At 59.4% G+C, this 19,635-nt stretch carries 18 protein-coding genes; 9 read left to right on the top strand and 9 right to left on the bottom strand.

Going from position 1 to position 19,635, the window contains the following annotated elements; translation table 11 throughout:
• Positions 1-9 precede the first annotated feature (9 nt).
• From ACIQWS_RS17035 to ACIQWS_RS17010, 6 genes are all read right to left on the bottom strand, one after another.
• Positions 10-783, bottom strand: coding sequence for a phosphodiesterase (locus ACIQWS_RS17035; protein ID WP_403181815.1), 774 nt, complete (start codon positions 781-783; stop codon positions 10-12).
• Positions 784-800: 17 nt separating this feature from the next.
• Complete coding sequence (locus ACIQWS_RS17030; protein ID WP_346306332.1) at positions 801-1,847, bottom strand: LacI family DNA-binding transcriptional regulator; 1,047 nt, start codon at positions 1,845-1,847, stop codon at positions 801-803.
• 10 nt (positions 1,848-1,857) lie between these two features.
• Positions 1,858-2,667, bottom strand: coding sequence for an ABC transporter permease (locus ACIQWS_RS17025; RefSeq protein ID WP_374042667.1), 810 nt, complete (start codon positions 2,665-2,667; stop codon positions 1,858-1,860).
• Positions 2,667-3,488 (bottom strand): ABC transporter permease, encoded by an 822-nt coding sequence (locus tag ACIQWS_RS17020; RefSeq protein ID WP_403181809.1) that lies wholly within the window; start codon positions 3,486-3,488, stop codon positions 2,667-2,669. Before ACIQWS_RS17020 ends, ACIQWS_RS17025 begins: the two co-directional genes overlap by 1 nt.
• A 65-nt stretch (positions 3,489-3,553) precedes the next feature.
• Entirely contained in the window at positions 3,554-4,690 is a 1,137-nt protein-coding gene (locus tag ACIQWS_RS17015) for an extracellular solute-binding protein (protein ID WP_403181805.1), read from the bottom strand.
• Positions 4,691-4,766: 76 nt separating this feature from the next.
• The gene (locus ACIQWS_RS17010; RefSeq protein WP_403181802.1) at positions 4,767-5,876 is read right to left on the bottom strand and encodes an ABC transporter ATP-binding protein; all 1,110 of its coding nucleotides are present in this window, start codon (positions 5,874-5,876) and stop codon (positions 4,767-4,769) included.
• Between the two features lie 236 nt (positions 5,877-6,112).
• Here ACIQWS_RS17010 and ACIQWS_RS17005 point away from each other — a divergent pair, with 236 nt between their 5' ends.
• Together ACIQWS_RS17005 and ACIQWS_RS17000 are read left to right on the top strand one after the other, a co-directional pair.
• Complete coding sequence (locus ACIQWS_RS17005; RefSeq protein WP_403181799.1) at positions 6,113-7,087, top strand: ABC transporter substrate-binding protein; 975 nt, start codon at positions 6,113-6,115, stop codon at positions 7,085-7,087.
• A gap of 114 nt (positions 7,088-7,201) precedes the next feature.
• A complete protein-coding gene (locus tag ACIQWS_RS17000; RefSeq protein ID WP_403182543.1) occupies positions 7,202-8,845 on the top strand; it encodes an ABC transporter permease in 1,644 nt (547 codons plus the stop codon).
• A gap of 1 nt (position 8,846) precedes the next feature.
• On the opposite strand, the gene ACIQWS_RS16995 is transcribed toward ACIQWS_RS17000, so the two are convergent.
• Both ACIQWS_RS16995 and ACIQWS_RS16990 read right to left on the bottom strand, forming a co-directional pair.
• Positions 8,847-9,884: an ABC transporter ATP-binding protein gene (locus ACIQWS_RS16995; RefSeq protein ID WP_403181796.1), complete on the bottom strand. Its 1,038-nt coding sequence runs from the start codon at positions 9,882-9,884 to the stop codon at positions 8,847-8,849.
• A gap of 108 nt (positions 9,885-9,992) precedes the next feature.
• A complete protein-coding gene (locus ACIQWS_RS16990) occupies positions 9,993-10,898 on the bottom strand; it encodes a LysR family transcriptional regulator (RefSeq protein ID WP_403181793.1) in 906 nt (301 codons plus the stop codon).
• 113 nt (positions 10,899-11,011) lie between these two features.
• Here ACIQWS_RS16990 and ACIQWS_RS16985 point away from each other — a divergent pair, with 113 nt between their 5' ends.
• The 7 genes from ACIQWS_RS16985 to ACIQWS_RS16955 all read left to right on the top strand — a co-directional run bounded on the left by ACIQWS_RS16985 (position 11,012) and on the right by ACIQWS_RS16955 (position 19,171).
• Positions 11,012-11,842, top strand: coding sequence for an oxidoreductase (locus tag ACIQWS_RS16985; protein WP_403181790.1), 831 nt, complete (start codon positions 11,012-11,014; stop codon positions 11,840-11,842).
• Positions 11,843-12,080: 238 nt separating this feature from the next.
• On the top strand, positions 12,081-13,097 hold the full coding sequence (locus ACIQWS_RS16980; RefSeq protein ID WP_403182541.1) for a LacI family DNA-binding transcriptional regulator: 1,017 nt from the start codon (positions 12,081-12,083) through the stop codon (positions 13,095-13,097).
• Positions 13,098-13,154: 57 nt separating this feature from the next.
• On the top strand, positions 13,155-14,210 hold the full coding sequence (locus ACIQWS_RS16975; protein WP_403181787.1) for a sugar phosphate isomerase/epimerase family protein: 1,056 nt from the start codon (positions 13,155-13,157) through the stop codon (positions 14,208-14,210).
• Positions 14,211-14,228: 18 nt separating this feature from the next.
• Complete coding sequence (locus tag ACIQWS_RS16970) at positions 14,229-15,401, top strand: Gfo/Idh/MocA family protein (protein WP_403181783.1); 1,173 nt, start codon at positions 14,229-14,231, stop codon at positions 15,399-15,401.
• A 184-nt stretch (positions 15,402-15,585) separates the two neighbouring features.
• A complete protein-coding gene (locus tag ACIQWS_RS16965; protein ID WP_403181780.1) occupies positions 15,586-17,136 on the top strand; it encodes a sugar ABC transporter ATP-binding protein in 1,551 nt (516 codons plus the stop codon).
• Positions 17,133-18,143, top strand: a complete 1,011-nt coding sequence (locus ACIQWS_RS16960; protein WP_288192149.1) for an ABC transporter permease — start codon at positions 17,133-17,135, stop codon at positions 18,141-18,143. Before ACIQWS_RS16965 ends, ACIQWS_RS16960 begins: the two co-directional genes overlap by 4 nt.
• A gap of 83 nt (positions 18,144-18,226) precedes the next feature.
• Positions 18,227-19,171, top strand: a complete 945-nt coding sequence (locus tag ACIQWS_RS16955; RefSeq protein ID WP_346306407.1) for a substrate-binding domain-containing protein — start codon at positions 18,227-18,229, stop codon at positions 19,169-19,171.
• A gap of 20 nt (positions 19,172-19,191) precedes the next feature.
• Here the strand turns inward: ACIQWS_RS16955 and ACIQWS_RS16950 are convergent, their stop codons facing one another.
• Positions 19,192-19,461 carry a hypothetical protein gene (locus ACIQWS_RS16950; protein WP_346306406.1) on the bottom strand — a complete coding sequence of 90 codons (270 nt, stop codon included), beginning with the start codon at positions 19,459-19,461 and terminating at the stop codon, positions 19,192-19,194.
• Positions 19,462-19,635: the final 174 nt, after the last annotated feature.

Raw genomic sequence — 19,635 nt, 5'->3', positions numbered from 1 at the left:
GGCGAACCGCTAGCGATAGGCGGCGGTACGATCGAGGAAATCGTGGAAATGGGCGATCACGGTATCCTGATCGATAAACACAACGGCATAGGCCGGCGGCTCGAGCGTCGTCATGATCCGGTCGGGTGAAAAATCCAGTGCCGTCTGGTGGTTGGTGCCGCGTATGACGCTCACGGGAATGCCGCGCCAGCTGCCCGCCACCGGCCTGTGCGCATGGGCGACAAAAATATGCCTGACATTGCCATGCTCGCGCAGCATGGCATGAAGCGCTTCCGATTCGACAAGTCCGAGCCCATCGAGGAGCGGCAGGAAAATAGGGAAGGGGGGATGGTGCAGGAAGAGGAACACCGGCCGGCCGGCCGCCTCTGCCAGACGCCGTTTCAGCCAGGCTTGCCGGGTTTCATCCAGACGCCCTTCGACAAAACCTTCCGATAGGGTGTCGAGCAGGATCAGGCGCCCCTGCGCCGTATCGACCACGCTTTGGACGAAACCGTCCTCCGGCGTGACCGAATCGAAAACCCGCAGAAATGCGCTGCGGTTATCGTGATTGCCGAGAAGCAGTTTATACGACGGAATGAGCTTTTCCAGTTCACCCGCCAACGCCTGGTAGCTGTCCTCATGACCGGTATCACTGAGATCGCCGGTGAAAATCACCAGTTCTGCATCCGCATGGTTCTCATTGATGTCGGCGATGCAGGCCTGAAGATTCTTCAGCGGATCGCGCTCGCACAGAATATCGCCCGGCGTGACAAGATGCAGATCGGTAACCTGGATAATTTTCATGGAATGTCTCGGATATATCAGGGCTTGATTGAATGGGGGATGCGGGCACTGCCACGCACAACGATGTGCGTGTTCAGCCGGTCGTGCATGGGCGGGCAATCCGGCTCGGCCTGCCGCTGATCGAGCAGGGCCACGGCGTGTGCAGCCATGACCGCCGGGTCCTGGCGGAAGGTCGTGAGATTGTAGGTTTCCCAGGCTGCTTCGGGTATATCGTCAAACCCAATGACGGACAGGTCCTCCGGAATCCTCAGATTTGTGTGCCGCCGCACATGATCGATAAGACCAAAGGCAACCAGATCATTGACGCAGAATACGGCCTGCGGGTGTTTGCTGCCGGCAAAAAGCTGCCGCGCCGCCTCCTGCCCGCCCGCATAATCGGAATTGCCGCCATGCCCCATGATGACGGTCGCCCCATGCGCAGCCGCTTCCTGGCAGAAGCCGTTCTCGCGTTCGATGGTCGTCGGCGTACGGGACACCGTTCCGGCAAAGCCCAATGCCGTCAATCCATTGGCGAGAAAAACCCGCGCAGCCTCGCGGCCTGCACCTTCGTTGTCGATATTGACGTCATCGGCCCCGGTTTCAGACCGCCCGAGCACGATGAGCGGCTGACCGTTGCGCCGCGCCAGCTCGACGAAAGAGGAGGGGGGAGAACCGGACAGAATGATCGTTGCCTCGGCGCGGTAGCCGAACAGCGTCTTTTGCGCGGCGACAAGTTCCTCTTCCGTGCGGCCGGTATTGATGACGATGGGTACACTGCCGCGATGGATCAGCGCCTTGGTCAAGGCTGCGACGAGATGCGAGCGGTAGCCCAGTTCCGGATTGGTGACGACAAGGCCAACCAGCCGGCTTGTTCTTGCCAAAAGACCCCGCGCCAGATCGTTGACCTGATAGCCGAGCTCCTCGGCGGCAGCCATGATCTTTTCGCGTTTCTTGGCAGAAACACTGGCACCGGGTGTGAACGCCCGCGACACCGCAGAGCGGGACACGCCAGCCTTTCTTGCCACCTCGACGGCACTGACATAGTGCTGGGTTTTCTTCGGTAGATCGTCGCCGTTCGAATCCATGCTTGTTCCTCTAGTGTCCGACTTTGGACAGCACATCGGCGCGCAAGAATCGCTCCACCACCAGCATAAAGCCGATAGACGGGATGAGTAGCAGCAGCGCGGTGATCGATGCAATCTGATAGTTGCCGCCCGACCCCGCCGTATAGAGCAATAGCGGCAGTGTGTTCACGTCGGGCGCGCCGACGAAATAGCTGCCGGTAAACTCATCCAGCGACTCCAGAAACACAAAAATCGCACTGGCGAGAAGCCCGGGCGCCGCAAGAGGCAGGGTCACGTCACGAAAGGCGCGCAGGGGACCGGCACCAATGGACCGGGCGGCTTCCTCCAGATCGATCTGCACGGCGGAGAACGCTGCCGTGGCAATCCACACCGCATAGACGAGACCATGGGTGACGTGCACCAGCACCACGCCCATGATCGTGCCGTTCAGGCCAATCTGGTAGAAGAACCGCGCAATGTTCACATAGACGGGCAGATTGGGGAAAGCCTGCGGAATGAGGAAGGCGAGCAGGATCAGGCTGCGGAACGGCAGTTTCAGCCGCGACAGCGCGTAACCGGCGGGAACGGCCAGGGCGAGGGCCACCACCACGGTCAGGCTGGCCACGACAATGCTCGTCACCAGCGATTCCATGGCATTGCCGCGCGGTGAGAACACCCGCTGCCAGAAGCTGAAACCATATTCCAGCGGCAGCATATGCGGAAAATACCATTTCTCCGCGACGGTCCACAGCAGGAGGTTGGTCAGCGGCCCGAAAATCACAAAGGCAAGCAGGCCAAGGACGAGCGCGCGGGGAACCCACCAAAAATCGATCCGGGTCATCACGAACGCTCCTTCACTGACTGGCGCAGATAGACCAGGGCGACACCGGCCGTCAGCAGCAGCGATATCATGCCGAGCGCATTGGCAACGCCATAGTCGCCATGGGCATTGATGCGGAATGCAATATCGGCGGTCAACATGGTGGGGGACTGTGCATTGATCATCAACGGCACCGAAAGCACCGACATCATGGTGACAAAGGAGAGGATAAGGCCGACCAGCAGGGTTCCGGCGATTTGCGGAACAATGATTTCGATGAGGATACGCAGCCGCGAGGCGCCAAGATTGCGCGCGGCTTCAATGGTGCTGCGGTCGAGCGAGGCCATCGCGCCCGCAACCAGCAGCGTCACGAATGGTGTCTGCTTCCAGACGAAGGCAATGACGATGCCGCGCCAGTCAAGAAAGCCAACCGTTTGAAGCGGTGTCAGGACGCCCAGGCTGACAAGGATATTGTTCATCAGGCCGTTCTTGGCCAGGAATGTGCGCAGGATCTGACCCACGACGATAAACGGAATGAACATGGGCCAGCGATAGAGCCAGCGCAGCACGGCGACAGCACGCGGATTCTCGCCCAGCGTGAGATATCCGCCGATGGCGATCGAGAAAAAGCCGATCAGCAGGGTGGACACGCCGACAATCAGCAACGTGAAGATCATGTCGCTGGAATAAAGCTCGAAGGATTTGGCAAAATTCCCGATGCCGTAGCTATCCCCGACAACGAAGGCACCGACAATCGACGCGCCGAGCGGCACGATGAAAAACAGCACGATCATGACCAGTGCCGGGATCACGAGAAGAATGGCGAGAAGGCGTTTCTGCATCGGCATATTCCAGAAGAGGGGAGAGGACCACCGGCTTGGGCCGGTGGTCCGAAGGGCACGCGCTATTAGTTGGCTACGTTGCGCTCATATGCTTCGAGAATTGCCGAATTGTACTTGGCAATCGGAAAGGGCTTTGCCTTGGTGGCAAGATCTTCCGGGGAAATATCGACGAAGAGCTTGTCCCAGCTGGCTTTGTCGAGTTCCGGCTGCACATATTTCGCATCGATGCCAGGGTACCAGTTGAAGCGCTTGACGATGCCTTCAGCCTGAACCTTCGGGCTGGTGGCAAGGGCAACAAACTTTTCAGCCAAGGCTGTGTTCGGGCTCTTGGCAGGGATGACATAGTGCATCGGCTGACCGGGCATGCCGGGAGCAGGCAGGAACAGCTTCATTTCCGGCGGCAGCTTGCCGTCTGCCTTCCAGGAATAGAACATATCAACCCAGACCGGGCCCATGGCGATTTCGCCGCGGCTCAGCATGTCGAGCGTTCCGGCATTGCCCGGCGTCAGGGTCGCATTGGTGGTGAAATCTTTCAGACCGGCAAATGCCTTGTCCCACTTCTTGGTTTCCGCTTCTTCGAACGGGCCATTCATCAACTTCTTGGCATCGCCATCGCCGAAAGCATAAATCCAGCCCATGACGAAGCTGACGCCCGAGGCACCGCCCTTGATGCCGTTGTAACCGAACTGCTTCGGGTTCTTCTTGGCCCAGGCAACCAGCTCTTCATAGCTCTTCGGCGGGTTGGGGATCAGCGCAGGGTTGTAGGCGATAGCCGTCTGGCTGGAAAACATCGGCATGACATAACCGTCGACATTGGCGCCAAGCGCCATTTTTGCCTTGTCGCTTGTCACCATGACGCCGGAAGGAATCTTTGTACGATAGGATTCCAGATAGCCTTCCTTGACCATGGGACCGGCGAACTTCTCGTGGACGACGGCCACGTCAGCATCCCATTTTTCCGTGTTGGCCTTGGCCTGCGCGTCGAACCGCTCGACGATCTTCTGCGAACCGGCATCGCCGGGGCCCGTGCCGACAACACGCACCTTGGTGCCCGGATTTTCCTTTTCGAAGATCGGGGCGAGGTAATCATTGACGTAATCGACCATGTTCTGGTCACCCGCCGTCAACACGGTGAGATCACCGGCTGCCGCAGGTGTGGCCGCCAGTCCGAGGATAAGTGAAGCCTGTAGTAACGTTTTCATCGTGAACTCCCGTTGAGCATGGATGTTTTGTTTTGGCAGTCTATGGGGCAGGGGCCGGCGTACCGGCCACCTGTCCTCAATGGGCATGTGCGACCGCAGCAACCTGCGGCGCGTTGAAAATGAAAAGCGAATGCGCCGGGATATGCACCTTGACGGTTTCTCCCTCGGCAAAGGCGGTATCCGCATCGACGAGGATTTCGTCATTGCCCAGCCGCACAGCATGGCGCCAATGACCGCCGGGATAGCTGACGCTGGCAATCCGGCCGCGCAATTCGAGCGCACCCGGCTCGGCGGAAACCGTATCGCCGCTGCCGGCAAGGCGGGCGGCTTCGGCACGAAAACGCAGTTGCACCGGCCCGCTGGCAAGCGCACGGCCCGACAATGCCGTGACCGTCGAGGGATTGAACGCACCTTCCGCCAGTTCAATCTGCGCGCCGTTGACCCGCGCCTGCATGGACAGAACATTTTCCGCGCCCATGAACGCGGCAACGAACAGCGACGCGGGCTTGTTGTAGACGTCCTCCGGCGTTCCCTGCTGCTCGATGCGTCCGGCATTCATGATGACGATACGGTCGGCCATCACCATGGCTTCCTCGCGATCATGCGTGACATGAATGGCAGTGATGCCAAGCCGCTTCTGCAGCGAGCGGATTTCATGGCGTACTGTCAGGCGGATACGGGCATCGAGGTTGGAAAGCGGCTCATCCAGCAGCAGAATTTCCGGATCGATAGCCAACGCCCGACCGAGCGCCACGCGCTGGCGCTGCCCGCCGGAAAGCTGAGCCGGCTTGCGGGCGCCGAGACCGCCAAGGCCCAGCAGGTTCTGCATCTCGTTGACACGCGCGTGGATGACATCCTTGGAGCGCTTCTGCAGCTTCAGCCCATAGCCGATATTCTGGGCAACGGTCATGTGCGGCCATAGCGCATAGGACTGGAATACCAGCGCCATACCGCGCTTATCCGGCGGCATCTGGGTGACATCGCGGTTCGCAACCTGGATGGAACCGCTGAACGGCTTGGAGAAGCCGGCAATCGTCCGCAGAAGCGTTGTCTTGCCGCAACCGGACGAGCCGAGAAGCGCCACGAATTCACCCTTGTGAATGTCGAGGTCTAGATTGTCGAGTACTGTCGTCGGGCCATACCCCACGCTCATTCGCTCGACTTTGAGGAAAGCAGGTTCAGTCATTTTCCATCCCATTGCGCAGCTGTGCAATTTTTTTCTTTGTACTGTCTGTTTATAACAGCGGGATGACAAGTAAAAAATTTTGATGGGGTTTTTCGGGCCAATTCACCCGATGAAAACCTTACAACTTTTGTCTAGATGTCATAGAACCGTTATCCGGCTTGTATAGGGGTGACCGATCAATATGAGCCTGCAAAAATCAAAGCGGGTTCGTCTCGTCCTGACAAAAAGGGGTTATCATGCGCCGCATTCTTATCGCTTCCGTTTTGCTTGCCGCCGGTCTTCAGCCGGTGTTTGCCGCAGACGGCAAACTTGTCCTTTATACCAGCCAGCCCAACACTGATGCACAGCAAACCGCCGACGCATTCATGGCGAAGAACCCCGGTATCAAGGTTGAATGGGTGCGCGACGGAACGCCCAAGATCATGGCCAAGCTGCGCGCCGAAATCGAAGCCGGCCAGCCGCAGCCCGACGTTCTGCTGATTGCCGATGTGGTGACGATGGAAGGCTTGAAAAAGGAAGGCCGCCTGCTGCCCTTCAAGGACGCAAAGACTTCGGGTATCGACGCGGCGCTCATTGACAAGGACGGCACCTACTTCTCCACCAAGCTCATCACGACAGGCATTGTCTATAACACCAAGGCACCGTTTGTGCCGACGAGCTGGGCCGATCTCGCCAAGCCGGAAGCCAAAGGTCTTGTCGCCATGCCAAGTCCGCTGACATCGGGTGCTGCCCTGATTCACACCGTTACGCTCACCGAAAATCTCAAACAGGGTTGGGACTATTATGCGGAGCTTGCCAAGAATGGCGCACAGGCTGCGGGCGGCAATGGCGATATCCTCAAAGCCGTCAGCGGCGGCGACAAGCTCTATGGCATGATCGTCGACTACATGCCGATCCGCGAGAAGGCCAAGGGCGCTCCGGTCGAGTTCGTGTTCCCGAAGGAAGGCGTTTCGGCTGTCACCGAGCCGGCCGGCATCCTGTCGACGGCGAAAAATCCGGAAGCGGCAAAAGCCTTCATCAACTTCCTCCTGTCGAAGGACGGTCAGGAGCTCGCCGCCAAGATGGGCTATATCCCCGCGAGTGCCGACGTTGCCTTGCCGGCGGGCTATCCCGACCGCGCCTCAATCAAGGTCATGACGTTCGATGCCGCCGGCGCGCTCGCCAACGAGACCAAGAACAAGGAAAAGTTCAGCGAAGTGATGGGGCAGTAAACGCCTTTGGCCGTTGTGCATTCCATAGACAACACCGGACCCGCATCCACACATGCGGGTTCCCCGGCATATAGATTGTGGCGTTATTTCCGGCAGGATGGCGGATTGTCCGCCGTGCTGGTTCTCGCCATCATCTTTGCCTTGAGCTTTTTACCGATGCTGCGGCTGCTGGTGACAGCCGTCGCACCCGGCGGCGAGATTGATCTTGCCGCCATGGCCGGGCGGCTTTCCAGTGCCTCGGTCATGCGAGCCACGCTCAACACCCTGGATACGGCCTTCTTCGGCGCGCTGCTCGCCCTCGTGGTAGGCGCGCCTTTTGCCGTCGGCATCGCCATGACCGATCTGCCGGGGCGCAAGACACTCGGCTTCCTGCTGCTGCTGCCATTGATGATTGCGCCGCAGGTGATGGCGCTGTCATGGCTGCACCTGTTCGGGCCATCCAGCACGCTGCTTGGTGCTTTCGGTCTTGCACCGCCGCCGGGCACCTCCAATCCGCTGCTTGGCCGCAATGGCATCATCCTGCTCTATGCCATCCAGCATGCGCCCATTGTTTTCATCACGTTGCGGGCAGGGCTCACCCGCGTTCCCCGCGATCTGGTCGAGGCCGCGCGTTCTTCCGGATCATCGCCGCTTCGCGTGCTCCTGACGATCATCCTGCCGATGGTACGGCCCTATCTCGTTGCTGCCACGGCGCTTGCCTTCGTGTCGGGTGTTGGCAATTTTGGCATTCCGGCTCTGCTCGGTATGCCGGTCAATTATCTCACTCTGACGACGATGATCTACCAGCGCATCGCCAGTTTTGGTCCCAGCGTGCTGCCGCAGGTTGCCGCACTCTCGGTCGTCATTGCCATGCTTGCCTTGCTTGGTGTCGTCCTGCAGGCGCTGGCACTCAAGAAGGTCAACCACCGATTTACGGCGGGAACACCCGCGCGCTTTGCTCTTGGCCGCTACCGCTGGCTGTTCGCCGCCCTTGGCTGGGTCGCCATCCTGTTCATGCTGATCCTGCCGGTGCTTGCTCTGATAACCACGGCATTGATCCCGTCTTTCGGCGTCCCGCTCAACTGGTCCACCCTGACATTCGCCAATTTCGAGGAAGTTCTGTTCCGGCAGGCTTCCACCAGCCGCGCCTTCTGGAACTCGGCCATTCTCGCCGGAAGTGCTGCTCTCATCCTCGCCATTGGCTCCATTCCGGTCGCCGTGGGCCTGGAGCGCTTCTCGCGCCTGTCGCAACGCATCCTGCATGGCGCAATCGAACTGCCCTATGCCTTGCCCGGCATCGTGCTTGCCATCGCCTGCATTCTCTTGTTCCTGCGGCCGCTGCCATTGATCGGCAGCCTCTACGGCACCGCGTGGATTATCCTGGTTGCCTATCTCATGCGCTTCTTCGCCCTGGCCATGAAACCGGTCACAACGGCGATCGGGCAGCTGTCGCGTGATCTCAATGAAGCGGCCGCCGTGTCCGGCGCCGGTCCGCTGCGCCGGCTCATGACCATCACCGGTCCATTGACGGCACCTGCGGCGGTTGCAGGCGCTTTGCTTGTCTTCATGAGCGCGTTCAACGAATTGACGGTCTCGGCACTGCTTTGGTCAAGCGGGCATGAAACGCTCGGCGTCGTGCTGTTCAGCCTCGAAGAGGCTGGGCTTGGTACCCATGCGGCGGCCATTGCCGTGACGACAATCCTGATTGTCGTGGTACTTTTGGCGATTCTCGACCGTCTCGGCAAAAAGCTCCCGCCCGGTGTATTGCCCTGGCGGTAGATCAGCCGGGAATGATCCACGCGTCGGCAATGGCGACATGCACGGTTTCACCAATGCGCAGCGCCGAGGAACTATCGAGCGTCAGGCGCTCGCCGTTGGCCAGTTCAAGCCGGGTTTCGTAGACGGCACCGCGATAGGTGCTTTCCTGTACTGTGGCAGCAAGCCCATCATCGGCGAGACGGAGAGCTTCGGGACGCAGCAGCAGCTTGATCGTGTCGGAGCCATCGGCAACGCCGCGCGCTGCAAGACGATACCCCGCCACATCAACGAGAGCCGATGATGCCTGCCTTTCGACAACCGTGCCGGAAACCGGCGTGCCGCGGCCGATAAACCCGGCCACGCGCTGATCCGCAGGGGAGTGATAGACCTCCACCGGTGCAGCGATCTGCAGGATGTTGCCGGCATTCATCACCGCGATGCGATCGGAAAGCGCCAAGGCTTCCGACTGATCGTGTGTGACATAGACAATCGTCGCGCGGGTGCGCCGATGAATATCCCGAAAAGCCTCGATCATCGAAGCACGCAAATGCATGTCGAGATTGGCAAGCGGTTCATCGAAAAGGATGATTTTCGCGTCGGCAACCAGACAGCGGGCGAGGGCGACGCGCTGCCGCTGGCCGCCCGAAAGTTCCTCGATCCGCCGATCGGCGAAACTGCCGAGACTGACGCTTTCCAGTACCGCTTTGACGCGCTGCGCGATCTCGGCCTTGGCAACCTTCCGGGTCTTCAGCGGGTAGGCGACGTTCTCGGCAACATTCATATGCGGCCACAGGGCATAGGACTGGAAGACCACACCGACACCGCGCTCCTCCGGCGATTTCTGCCGGCGCACATCGGCGATCCGCTCGTCGCCAAAATCAATGGCGCCATCGTCGGGTGCCTCGAACCCGGCAATCAGACGCAGGAGAGTGGTCTTGCCGCAACCGGAGGGTCCCAGCAGCGAGGTAAACGACCCTGCGGGGAAATCGATAGAGATATTTCTGAGAGCAACCGTCTCGCCGAAGCGCTTGGTCAGATTCTGGATGTGAATGTCGGTCATGCGCCGCTTTTACAATGCTTTTCGATCTTTGGCACCGCCTATGCGCCAATCGCGTTACAACCATGTGACGGGGCGGTGGTATGCGGACCGCTGGCAGAAACTGAGCATTCAGGCGCCAGCACGCACGGCATCGATGAAAACCCGCAGCGCAGGTGCCATATGACGCTGCCTGGGATAGCACAGGAATAGCCCTGGAAACGGAGCGCACCATGGATCCAGCAGGCTGACGAGCCTGCCTTCGGCAATGTGATCGACAACGGTGTCTTCGATCGGAAAACCGATCCCAATTCCTTTGAGCGTCGCTCCCAGTGCCATTTCCTTGTCACTGAAGATCAACGGTCCTTGGACGGAGACGCTGAACCAGCTCTCATTTTCGAAGAACTCCCAGGCGTAGGGCGTGGCCCGGCCCGGCCAGCGCCACCGTATGCAACGATGACTGACGAGATCGCGCGGATGCTCCGGATGTCCATGACGCGCCAGGTAATCAGGCGTCGCCACCACCACCTGCCGAAGCTCGGATCCCAGACGAACGGCGATCATGTCGCGTTCGATTACCTCCCCTATGCGCAAGCCCACGTCAAAACCGCCTGCGACGATGTCAATGACCTCGTCATCCACCGTAATGTCGAGCAGCACTTCGGGATAGCGCTGGGCAAAGCTGGCAAGAATCGGTTCAATGTGTTTTCGGGCTGCTGATCGGAACGAATGCACCTTTACCGTGCCGGCAGGATGCTCGCCTGAACGGCGAGCCTGTGCGACGGCGCTTCCGAGCTCGAATGCCGCGGGCCTGACTCGCTGGAGCAGATTCTCACCAGCCTCCGTCAGTGACACATTTCGCGTCGTCCGGTGGAGGAGGCGCATCTCCACCCGCTCCTCGAAACTGCGGACCATCTGGCTCAGCGCTGAAGGGGAGACGCCGAGGCTGTCGGCAGCCCGGGAGAAGCTCAGAAATTCGGCGACGGCAATGAAGGCGCGAAGCTGATTGTAGTCATGTCCGGCGAGCAGGATATCCATTTCAGCATCATACATTACTTAGCTGAGCTAACAAGCGCTGTAATCTCTTAGCGCATTATAAAGGCGTAGCCTTTCTGCCATTTTCTCGTTGGTTCATTGAAAAGGATAAAGAAATGACAACTTGGTTCATCACAGGAATTTCGCGTGGCCTTGGCAAGGCACTTGCCGCGGCAGCACTGGCAGAGGGAGATACTGTGATCGGGACAGTTCGGACAGGGTCGTTCGAACTTGATCATGATCGCGGCACCTTGCATGTGCTGAATGTTGATCTGGTCGACGGTCAGGCCGCAGCCGCCAGCGTAGCGAAGGCTTTTGAAATAGCGGGCGAGATCGACGTCATCGTAAACAATGCCGGATACGGGCTGCTGGGTGCATTGGAGAAGGCATCGGATGCGGATGTCGAGAGACTGTTTGCTGTCGATGTTTTTGCACCGTTCCGGATCATTCGGACCGCATTGCCTTACCTCCGCGCGCAGCGCCACGGTCACATCATCAACATCACCTCGATTGCCGGGCGCGCGCCGACCACAGGATCGGCCGTTTATGCCGCCGCCAAATATGCGCTTGAAGGCCTTTCATCAGCGTTGGCTTTGGAGATCGCACCGCTTGGTATCAAAGTAACGGCCATCGCCCCTGGCGCATTCAGGACGGACTTCCTTTCGTCTCATTCAATCCGCAAAAGCGACGCCGAAGACGCTGCCTATGCCGAGACGATCGGACGGAGTTCTGCCGCCTTCGATTCCGTCGCGGGTCGACAGCTGGGCAATCCAGATCTCGCAGCACAAGTGATCATCAACCTGGTTCGCGCCGACAATCCGCCTCTTCATCTGCTGCTCGGCAGCGACGCGCTGCGCCGTGCCCGCAGCAAACTGGATGAGATTGCCGATGAGATCGATGCCTGGGAAACCGTCACCCGCAGCACTGATTTCGAGAATGGCGAATAATTCAAACTGCCAAACTCCGGATCAATCGGACAATTCGGGCAAGGTCATTGTCGTGAGACGGTGACCTTGCTTAAGGCGCGCTGCTCGCAGCAGCGTCAGCGATCAACACAACGACACGCAAGTTGCAGCAGGACAACATTGCGTCCATCAAAATTCCCATCAAAACCCGTCAAAAAGAGTTGCACACCTCATTTCACCGAACTAGTATATCAAGCGGAGGAGAATTCTCGTGGTAAAGATGACGCTTGAAGACGTCGCCCGAGAAGCCGGTGTCAGTCTTGCAACGGTTGATCGTGTTGTGAACGGGCGGAATGGTGTGCATGCGCGCACCATCGAACGCGTCAACGCGGCCATCAAACTGCTTGGATTTCATCCGGATCAGCACGCATCACGCCTTGCGCGCGGACGGGACTATGATTTCCGGATTATCCTGCCGACCGGCGAAAACGAATTCATGCAGGCGCTGGATGCGGAGTTTCGTGCAACCCGCGAACGCCAGTTGAAGGAACGCGTGCGGCTTTCCATTCAATATGTCGATACTTTCGACGGCGAGGCTTTGGCGGCGGCGCTCGAACGGCTGCCCTCCAGCATCGACGGCGTCGCTGTCGTCGCGCTCGACCATCCCGCCGTGACGGAAGCCATCAACGCCCTTGCCGACAGGGGTGTGGTTGTCCTGACACTGGTTTCCGATGTGCCGAATTCGCGCCGCGCCCATTTTGTCGGCATCGACAATTACGCCGCCGGGCGCACCGCTGCATCGCTGATTGGCCGCTTTGTCGGACCGCGCAAGGGCAAGGTCGGCATGATTGCCGGCTCGCTGGCCCTGCGCGACCACGTGGAGCGGCAGTTCGGTTTCGAACAGGTCATTTCCCGCGAATACGCCAATCTTGAAGTTCTGCCCGTGCGGGAAGCACGGGACGAGAATGCACGGGTTGAGACGGTCGCCCGCGCGCTGCTGCGCGACCATCCCGATCTGGTCGCCATCTACAATGCCGGCGGTGGCCAGGCGGGTGTTGTCGCCGCGCTCGAAGCAACCGGCCGTGTCTCCGACGTGATTTTCGTGGCGCATGAACTCACCGCCTCGACCCGCCGCCATCTGGTGCGCGGCACCGTGGATGCACTGATCAATCAGGATGTCGGGCATATGGCGCGCAGCACCGCACGCATTCTCACCGCCCTGCGCGAAGGCCGTCCCATTGTGCCGGGGCAGGAACATATCCGCATCGATATTTTTCTCAGGGACAACATGCCCTGAACAGAAACCGGAGGGGTGCCTGCCCGAGGCGCCCGCATGAATTGGAGGAGACGAGACATGAAGACGATCAAGGGACCAGCCATTTTCCTCGCGCAGTTTGCGGGCGATGCGGCACCGTTCAACTCATTCGACGCGATCTGCCAATGGGCAGCATCCCTCGGCTACAAGGGTGTTCAAATTCCCACCTGGGATGCGCGGCTGTTCGATCTCAAGAAGGCCTCGGACTCCAAGACCTATTGCGATGAAGTCGCCGGCATTGCCCATGCGCATGGCCTCACCATCACCGAGCTTTCAACCCATCTGCAGGGCCAGCTCGTCGCCGTTCATCCGGTCTACGATGAACTGATGGACGGTTTTGCCGTGCCCGAAGTGCATGGCAACCCCAAGGCGCGCCAGGAATGGGCGGTCGATCAGGTCAAGCGCGCCGCACGTGCCTCCAACCATCTTGGCCTGAAAGTCATGCCGACATTCTCGGGCGCGCTGGCCTGGCCATTCCTCTATCCCTTTCCGCAGCGGCCTGCCGGTCTCGTCGAAGCGGCATTCGACGAACTGGCCAAACGCTGGACACCGATCCTCAACTACCTCGATGAACAAGGTGTCGATGCGGCCTATGAAATCCATCCGGGTGAAGACCTGCATGACGGCATCACCTACGAGATGTTCCTGGAGCGCGTGAACAATCATCCGCGCGCCAACCTGCTCTATGATCCCTCGCACTTCGTGTTGCAGCAGCTCGACTATCTCGACTACATCGACATCTATCACGAGCGCATCAAGGCTTTTCACGTCAAGGACGCCGAATTCAATCCGACGGGGCGTCAGGGTGTCTATGGCGGTTTCCAGTCCTGGGTGAATCGTGCCGGCCGTTTCCGCTCGCTTGGTGATGGGCAGGTGGATTTTGGCGCCGTCTTTTCCAAGCTGACGGCTTATGACTTCGATGGCTGGGCGGTGCTGGAATGGGAATGCGCACTCAAGCATCCGGAAGACGGTGCACGTGAAGGCGCTGAATTCATCAACGCACATCTGATCCGCGTGACCGAAAGGGCATTCGATGATTTCGCTGGCGCAGGAACCGATGACGCGGCCAACCGCCGTATCCTTGGTCTGGTATAAGAACGGAAGGAAGCGGCAATGGCTATTGAAGCAAGCAGAGAAAAAGCGGCAACCCGGCGCATTCGCATCGGCATGGTCGGAGGAGGGCAGGGTGCCTTCATCGGCGCCGTGCATCGCATCGCCATGCGCATCGACGATCAATACGAGCTCGTCGCCGGAGCACTCTCCTCCGATCCGGCGCGCGCCAAGGCCTCGGCGAAGGAACTCGGCATTGCGGAAGACCGTGCCTATGGTTCTTTCGAAGAGATGGCGAAAGCGGAAGCCAAGCGACCGGATGGGATTGAGGCGGTGGCGATCGTTACCCCGAACCATATGCATGCACCCGCCGCAAAAGCGTTTCTGAAAGCCGGCATCCATGTGATCTGCGACAAGCCGCTGACGACGACGGTGAAGGACGCAAAGGAACTCGTGGCACTGGTGAAGAAGACCGGCAAGATTTTTGCCGTGACACACAATTACACCGGATACCCCATGATCCGGCAGGCCCGCGCCATGGTCGAAAAGGGTGTCCTTGGCAAGATCCGTCTGGTGCAGGCCGAATACCCGCAGGACTGGCTGACGGAAAAGGCGGAGGACTCAGGATCGAAGCAGGCGGAATGGCGTACCGATCCGGCGCGTTCGGGCGCAGGCGGCGCCATCGGCGATATCGGCACGCACGCCTATAACCTTGCCTGTTTTGTTTCCGGCCTGACGCTGAAGCAGCTGTGCGCCGAACTCACCAGCTTCGTCGAAGGCCGCAAGCTCGATGACGACGTGCAGATCCTGATGCGTTTCGATGACGGCGCCAAGGGCATGCTGTGGGCAAGCCAGGTGGCACCCGGACACGAGAACGGCCTGAAACTGCGCGTCTACGGCACCAAGGGCGGGCTGGAATGGACCCAGGCCGATCCGAATTATCTCTGGTACACACCGTTCGGCAAGCCCAAGCAATTGCTGACCCGCGGCGGAGCGGGCGCATCGCCGGAAGCCGCCCGTGTCACACGCGTTCCCGGCGGTCATCCGGAAGGCTATCTTGAAGGTTTTGCCAATATCTATACGGAAGCCGCACAGGCGATCATTGCCGCCCGGACGGGCAAGAAGACACCGAAGGATGTGATTTATCCGACGGTCGAGGATGGACTTGCCGGCATGGAGTTCATCGATGCGGCGGTCAAATCATCCAAGGCCGGCGGTGTCTGGACGAAGGTGTGATGGAAAAGCGGATATCACCCCCCTCTGGCTTGCCAGCCATCTCCTCCACAAGGGGGGAGATCACATTGGCATTGATACCTCTATCCATGGGGCAACGCTGCAAAATGGCTGGCACAATAATGGAGGCTGATCTCCCCCCTTGTGGGGGAGATGCCCGGCAGGGCAGAGAGGGGTGCCAGGAAAGATGAGTTCAGACCCCGCCACACAGTCAACTCTGCTGCCCGTGCTTGAAGCCCGCGGCATCGCCAAGGCTTTCGGGCCGGTGGAGGTGCTGACCGATATCAGCCTCACCATCCAGCCCGGCGAGGTGCATGCAATCATCGGCGAGAACGGTGCCGGCAAGTCGACGCTGATGAAGCTTCTGAGCGGCCATCTGCAGCCGACCCGCGGCTCGGTTGCGATGGATGGGGAGGACGTGACCCTCGCCGGTCCCGTCGATGCGGAACATCGCGGCCTTGTGCTGGTGCACCAGGAAATCCTGCTCGCACCGCATTTGACCGTCGCGCAGAATATTTTCATGGGGCGCGAGTTGAAACGCGGTCTCATGGTCAATGACCGCGAGATGAACCGGCTGGCAGCGGAAGCCGTGCGCAAGCTCGGTGCTGACATTGATCCGACAACACCGGTGTCGCGGCTATCCATTGCGCGGCGCCAGCTCGTGCAGATTGCCCGCGCGCTGCAGGTGCCGCACCGCGTCGTGATCTTCGATGAGCCCACGGCATCTCTCACCCCTTATGAGACCGAAGCGCTGCTCAAGGTCATCCGCAACCTGCGCGACCAGAATGTAGCTGTGCTTTACATCTCGCACCGCCTGCCTGAGGTTGGTGCCATTGCTGATCGCATCACCGTGCTTCGGGATGGTAAGTTGATTGCAACTCGAAACGCTTCTGAGTTGCAGCCCGTCGACATGGCAAAACTGATGGTCGGACGTGACATGTCGAAGCTTTATCCTGAGCGGGAAGAAACGGCGACGCACGAGACCATTCTGGAAGTCAGCAACTTTGATGTCCCGGGTTATGCCCGCGAGGCATCCTTTACTCTACGCAAGGGCGAAATACTCGGCTTTGCCGGGCTGATCGGCGCCGGACGGACTGAACTGTTCGAAGGCATTGTCGGGCTGCGTCCCGGACATGGGCAGGTCAAATTGAACGGCAAGCCGGTGCGGTTTCACAGCGTGCGCGACAGCATGGCCGCCGGGATTGTCTACCTGAGCGAAGACCGCAAGGGCAAGGGACTGCTTCTGGCACAGAACCTGCGGACCAACCTCACGCTGGCCTCATTGGAAAAATTCACCAAAGGCCCGCTCATCGAGCGCAAGCAGGAAGAACAGGGGCTGGACAAGGCGATTGCCGAATTCGACATCCGGGCCCGGCGGCGCGATCTGCTGGCGGGCCAGTTGTCCGGCGGCAATCAGCAAAAGCTCCTGCTCGCCAAGATGATGCTGCTTGATCCGAGCATCGTCATCATCGATGAGCCGACGCGCGGTATCGATATCGGCACCAAGGAACAGATCTACAGGTTCATCGCCGATCTCGCCAAGTCAGGAAAATCGGTCATCGTCATCTCCTCCGAGATGCAGGAGCTGATCGGCATCTGTCACCGCATCCTTGTCATGCGCTCCGCGCGCATTGTCGGCGAGGTCTCGGGTGACGCGATGACGGAAGATGAAATCGTCGTCTACGCCACCGGCGTCAAAACAAACGAAGCAGAACTATACGCAACGGGGTCCGCATGAGCGATACGCAAGCAAATACCGACACGCGCGGCCTTGGCCGCAAGCTGGCGGATATCGACAAGACGGCAGTTGCGCCATTCCTGGCGCTTGCCGCGCTTTTCGTTCTGGGCGCCCTGGTCAATCCAAGCTTCATCGGCATCGACAATATATTGAACGTGCTGACCCGCTCGTCCTTCATCGCCATCATCGCCGTTGGCGCGACCTTCGTGATTTCGGCCGGCGGGCTTGATCTGTCGGTGGGATCGATGGCTGCGCTTGTCGCCGGCATCATGATCCTGTTCCTGAATTCTGCCGCCATCGACGGCAATTTCGCCATGCTGGCCGCCGGTGTCGTCATCGCCATCGGCGTCGGGGCAGGTGCAGGGCTGGTGAACGGCGCCGTCACGACGCTGGGGCGGATCGAACCGTTCATCGTGACGCTTGGAACGATGGCCATCTACCGCTCCGTCACGGTCTGGCTGGCCAATGGCGGATCGATTGCCATGAAATCCAGCGAAATGCGCAATCTGTTCCGGCCGGTCTATACCGGCACGTTCCTCGGCTTGCCGATACCGGTCTGGATCATCATCGCCGTCGGTTTGCTCGGTGCCTTCATCCTCTACAAGACCTCCTTTGGCCGGCACGTCATCGCGGTCGGTTCCAACGAAGACGTCGCGCGGTATTCCGGCATCCACGTCAATCGTGTCCGCGCCATGACCTATGTCATTCAAGGTATCTGCGTGGCCATAGCCGTAGTGGTCTACGTCCCGCGGCTTGGGGCGGCAACCACGACCACCGGCATGCTGTGGGAATTGCAGGCCATTACGGCTGTTGTCATCGGCGGCACGGCGCTGAAAGGCGGGGTCGGCCGCATCTGGGGAACCATTTGCGGCGCCTTCATGCTGGAGATCGTCGGCAACATCATGGTCCTGTCCAACTTCGTCAGTGAATATCTGATCGGTGCGGTTCAGGGCGTCATCATCATCATCGCCATGCTGGTGCAGCGGACACTGCAGCGCAAGGGATAGACAGCGATAAAAGTTTGGGAGGGGGAGAATGGGCCACCCGCCGACCTCGACACAAAGGCCCGTAGAATATTTGGGAGAGAAATATGCGTAAACTCATCGTGGGACTTGCCGGCGCGCTGCTCGCGTCAAGCATGGTCCTGGCTCACGCCGCGGATAAGAAAGTCAATATCGCCGTTTCCATTCCGGCTGCCGATCATGGCTGGACCGGCGGCGTCGTCTATCACGCCGAACGGGCGGCCAAGATTCTTGAGGCCAACCATCCCGGCCTCAAGATCACCATCAAGACATCACCCGATGGTGCTTCCCAGGCCAACGCACTGGAAGACCTGACCACACAGGGCATCGACGCACTCGTCACCCTGCCGCACAATTCCGACGAACTGACCGACCCGATCCGTCAGGTCAAGGCAAAGGGCGTATTCGTCACGGTTGTCGACCGCGCCCTGTCCGATCAGAGCATTCAGGATCTGTACGTCGCCGGCAACAATCCGGAGCTCGGCCGTGTCGCCGGCAAATATCTGAAGGACAAGCTTGGCACCGGTGACGTCGTGGTCATTCGCGGCCTGCCGATCGTCATTGACGAAGAACGCCAGAAGGGTTTTGACGAAGCCATTGCCGGAAGCGGTATCAAGGTGCTCGACAAGCAGTTCGGCAACTGGTCACGCGATGACGCCTTCAAGGTCATGCAGGACTATCTGACCAAGTTCCCGAAGATCGATGCCGTCTGGTGCCAGGATGACGACATGGCCGTCGGCGTACTCGAGGCCATCAGCCAGGCCAAGCGCACCGACATCAAGATGGTCATCGGCGGTGCCGGCATGAAGGACATGATCAAGCGCGTCAGCGATGGCGATGCCATGACACCGATCAATGTTCTCTATCCGCCGTCCATGATCGCAACGGCACTCGAACTGACGGTTGCCAATTTCTACGATCAGGTTCCTGTGCGCGGCAAATACATCCTGGATGCCACCCTGGTCACCAAGGACAATGCCAAGGAATTCTACTTCCCTGATTCGCCGTTCTGATCTCCACGATCAGGGCATGATCAATCTGCACATGGAAAAGGCCCGCAAGGGCCTTTTTCTTTTGTCAGGGTTGGCGCCGGGGAGGACTCGTACCCCGACGCCTTCCCTGTTGCAGCAGGCTTCATCATGGCGGGAGCAGCGGTCATGCTCAAACCATTTCCTGCCGCAAATTGCGCTGCGCAATTCGAAATTTCCAGCCGTTGCGCTTGCTGGGATAGCTCGAACTTCAAGAATTTTTGCAGGCTCGCGGTCAGCGCGCTTGCAATTTTGTGATGTTTTTCAAGCGCCAACTAACTTGACTCGTTGACTCCTCTTTATGTTGAGTAATAAATATGATCATACGAGTCAAGTTTGAACTATCCGTTGCCGGAGCATTCCGGCAACGACAGCACGAAAAGGCTGGCCAGCAATGTCACGACGCCAAATCATCGATCTTCAAGTCCGGCTTCCGAGGCTGGCCCCGC

The sequence above is a fragment of the Phyllobacterium sp. NPDC097923 genome (assembly GCF_044760925.1).
In the GTDB taxonomy this organism is placed as follows: Bacteria; Pseudomonadota; Alphaproteobacteria; order Rhizobiales; family Rhizobiaceae; genus Phyllobacterium; species Phyllobacterium calauticae.
Note: the sequence above shows the minus strand (reverse complement) of the source record. Positions and strands in the feature narration are given on the sequence as shown.

Excerpts from the sequence above, each read along its gene's own strand:
- ACIQWS_RS17035 (WP_403181815.1), bottom strand. The coding sequence starts at position 783 with ATGAAAATTATCCAGGTTACCGATCTGCATCTTGTCACGCCGGGCGAT.
- ACIQWS_RS17030 (WP_346306332.1), bottom strand. The coding sequence starts at position 1,847 with ATGGATTCGAACGGCGACGATCTACCGAAGAAAACCCAGCACTATGTC.
- ACIQWS_RS17025 (WP_374042667.1), bottom strand. The coding sequence starts at position 2,667 with ATGACCCGGATCGATTTTTGGTGGGTTCCCCGCGCGCTCGTCCTTGGC.
- ACIQWS_RS17020 (WP_403181809.1), bottom strand. The coding sequence starts at position 3,488 with ATGCAGAAACGCCTTCTCGCCATTCTTCTCGTGATCCCGGCACTGGTC.
- ACIQWS_RS17015 (WP_403181805.1), bottom strand. The coding sequence starts at position 4,690 with ATGAAAACGTTACTACAGGCTTCACTTATCCTCGGACTGGCGGCCACA.
- ACIQWS_RS17010 (WP_403181802.1), bottom strand. The coding sequence starts at position 5,876 with ATGACTGAACCTGCTTTCCTCAAAGTCGAGCGAATGAGCGTGGGGTAT.
- ACIQWS_RS17005 (WP_403181799.1), top strand. The coding sequence starts at position 6,113 with ATGCGCCGCATTCTTATCGCTTCCGTTTTGCTTGCCGCCGGTCTTCAG.
- ACIQWS_RS16995 (WP_403181796.1), bottom strand. The coding sequence starts at position 9,884 with ATGACCGACATTCACATCCAGAATCTGACCAAGCGCTTCGGCGAGACG.
- ACIQWS_RS16990 (WP_403181793.1), bottom strand. The coding sequence starts at position 10,898 with ATGGATATCCTGCTCGCCGGACATGACTACAATCAGCTTCGCGCCTTC.
- ACIQWS_RS16985 (WP_403181790.1), top strand. The coding sequence starts at position 11,012 with ATGACAACTTGGTTCATCACAGGAATTTCGCGTGGCCTTGGCAAGGCA.
- ACIQWS_RS16980 (WP_403182541.1), top strand. The coding sequence starts at position 12,081 with ATGACGCTTGAAGACGTCGCCCGAGAAGCCGGTGTCAGTCTTGCAACG.
- ACIQWS_RS16975 (WP_403181787.1), top strand. The coding sequence starts at position 13,155 with ATGAAGACGATCAAGGGACCAGCCATTTTCCTCGCGCAGTTTGCGGGC.
- ACIQWS_RS16970 (WP_403181783.1), top strand. The coding sequence starts at position 14,229 with ATGGCTATTGAAGCAAGCAGAGAAAAAGCGGCAACCCGGCGCATTCGC.
- ACIQWS_RS16965 (WP_403181780.1), top strand. The coding sequence starts at position 15,586 with ATGAGTTCAGACCCCGCCACACAGTCAACTCTGCTGCCCGTGCTTGAA.
- ACIQWS_RS16960 (WP_288192149.1), top strand. The coding sequence starts at position 17,133 with ATGAGCGATACGCAAGCAAATACCGACACGCGCGGCCTTGGCCGCAAG.
- ACIQWS_RS16955 (WP_346306407.1), top strand. The coding sequence starts at position 18,227 with ATGCGTAAACTCATCGTGGGACTTGCCGGCGCGCTGCTCGCGTCAAGC.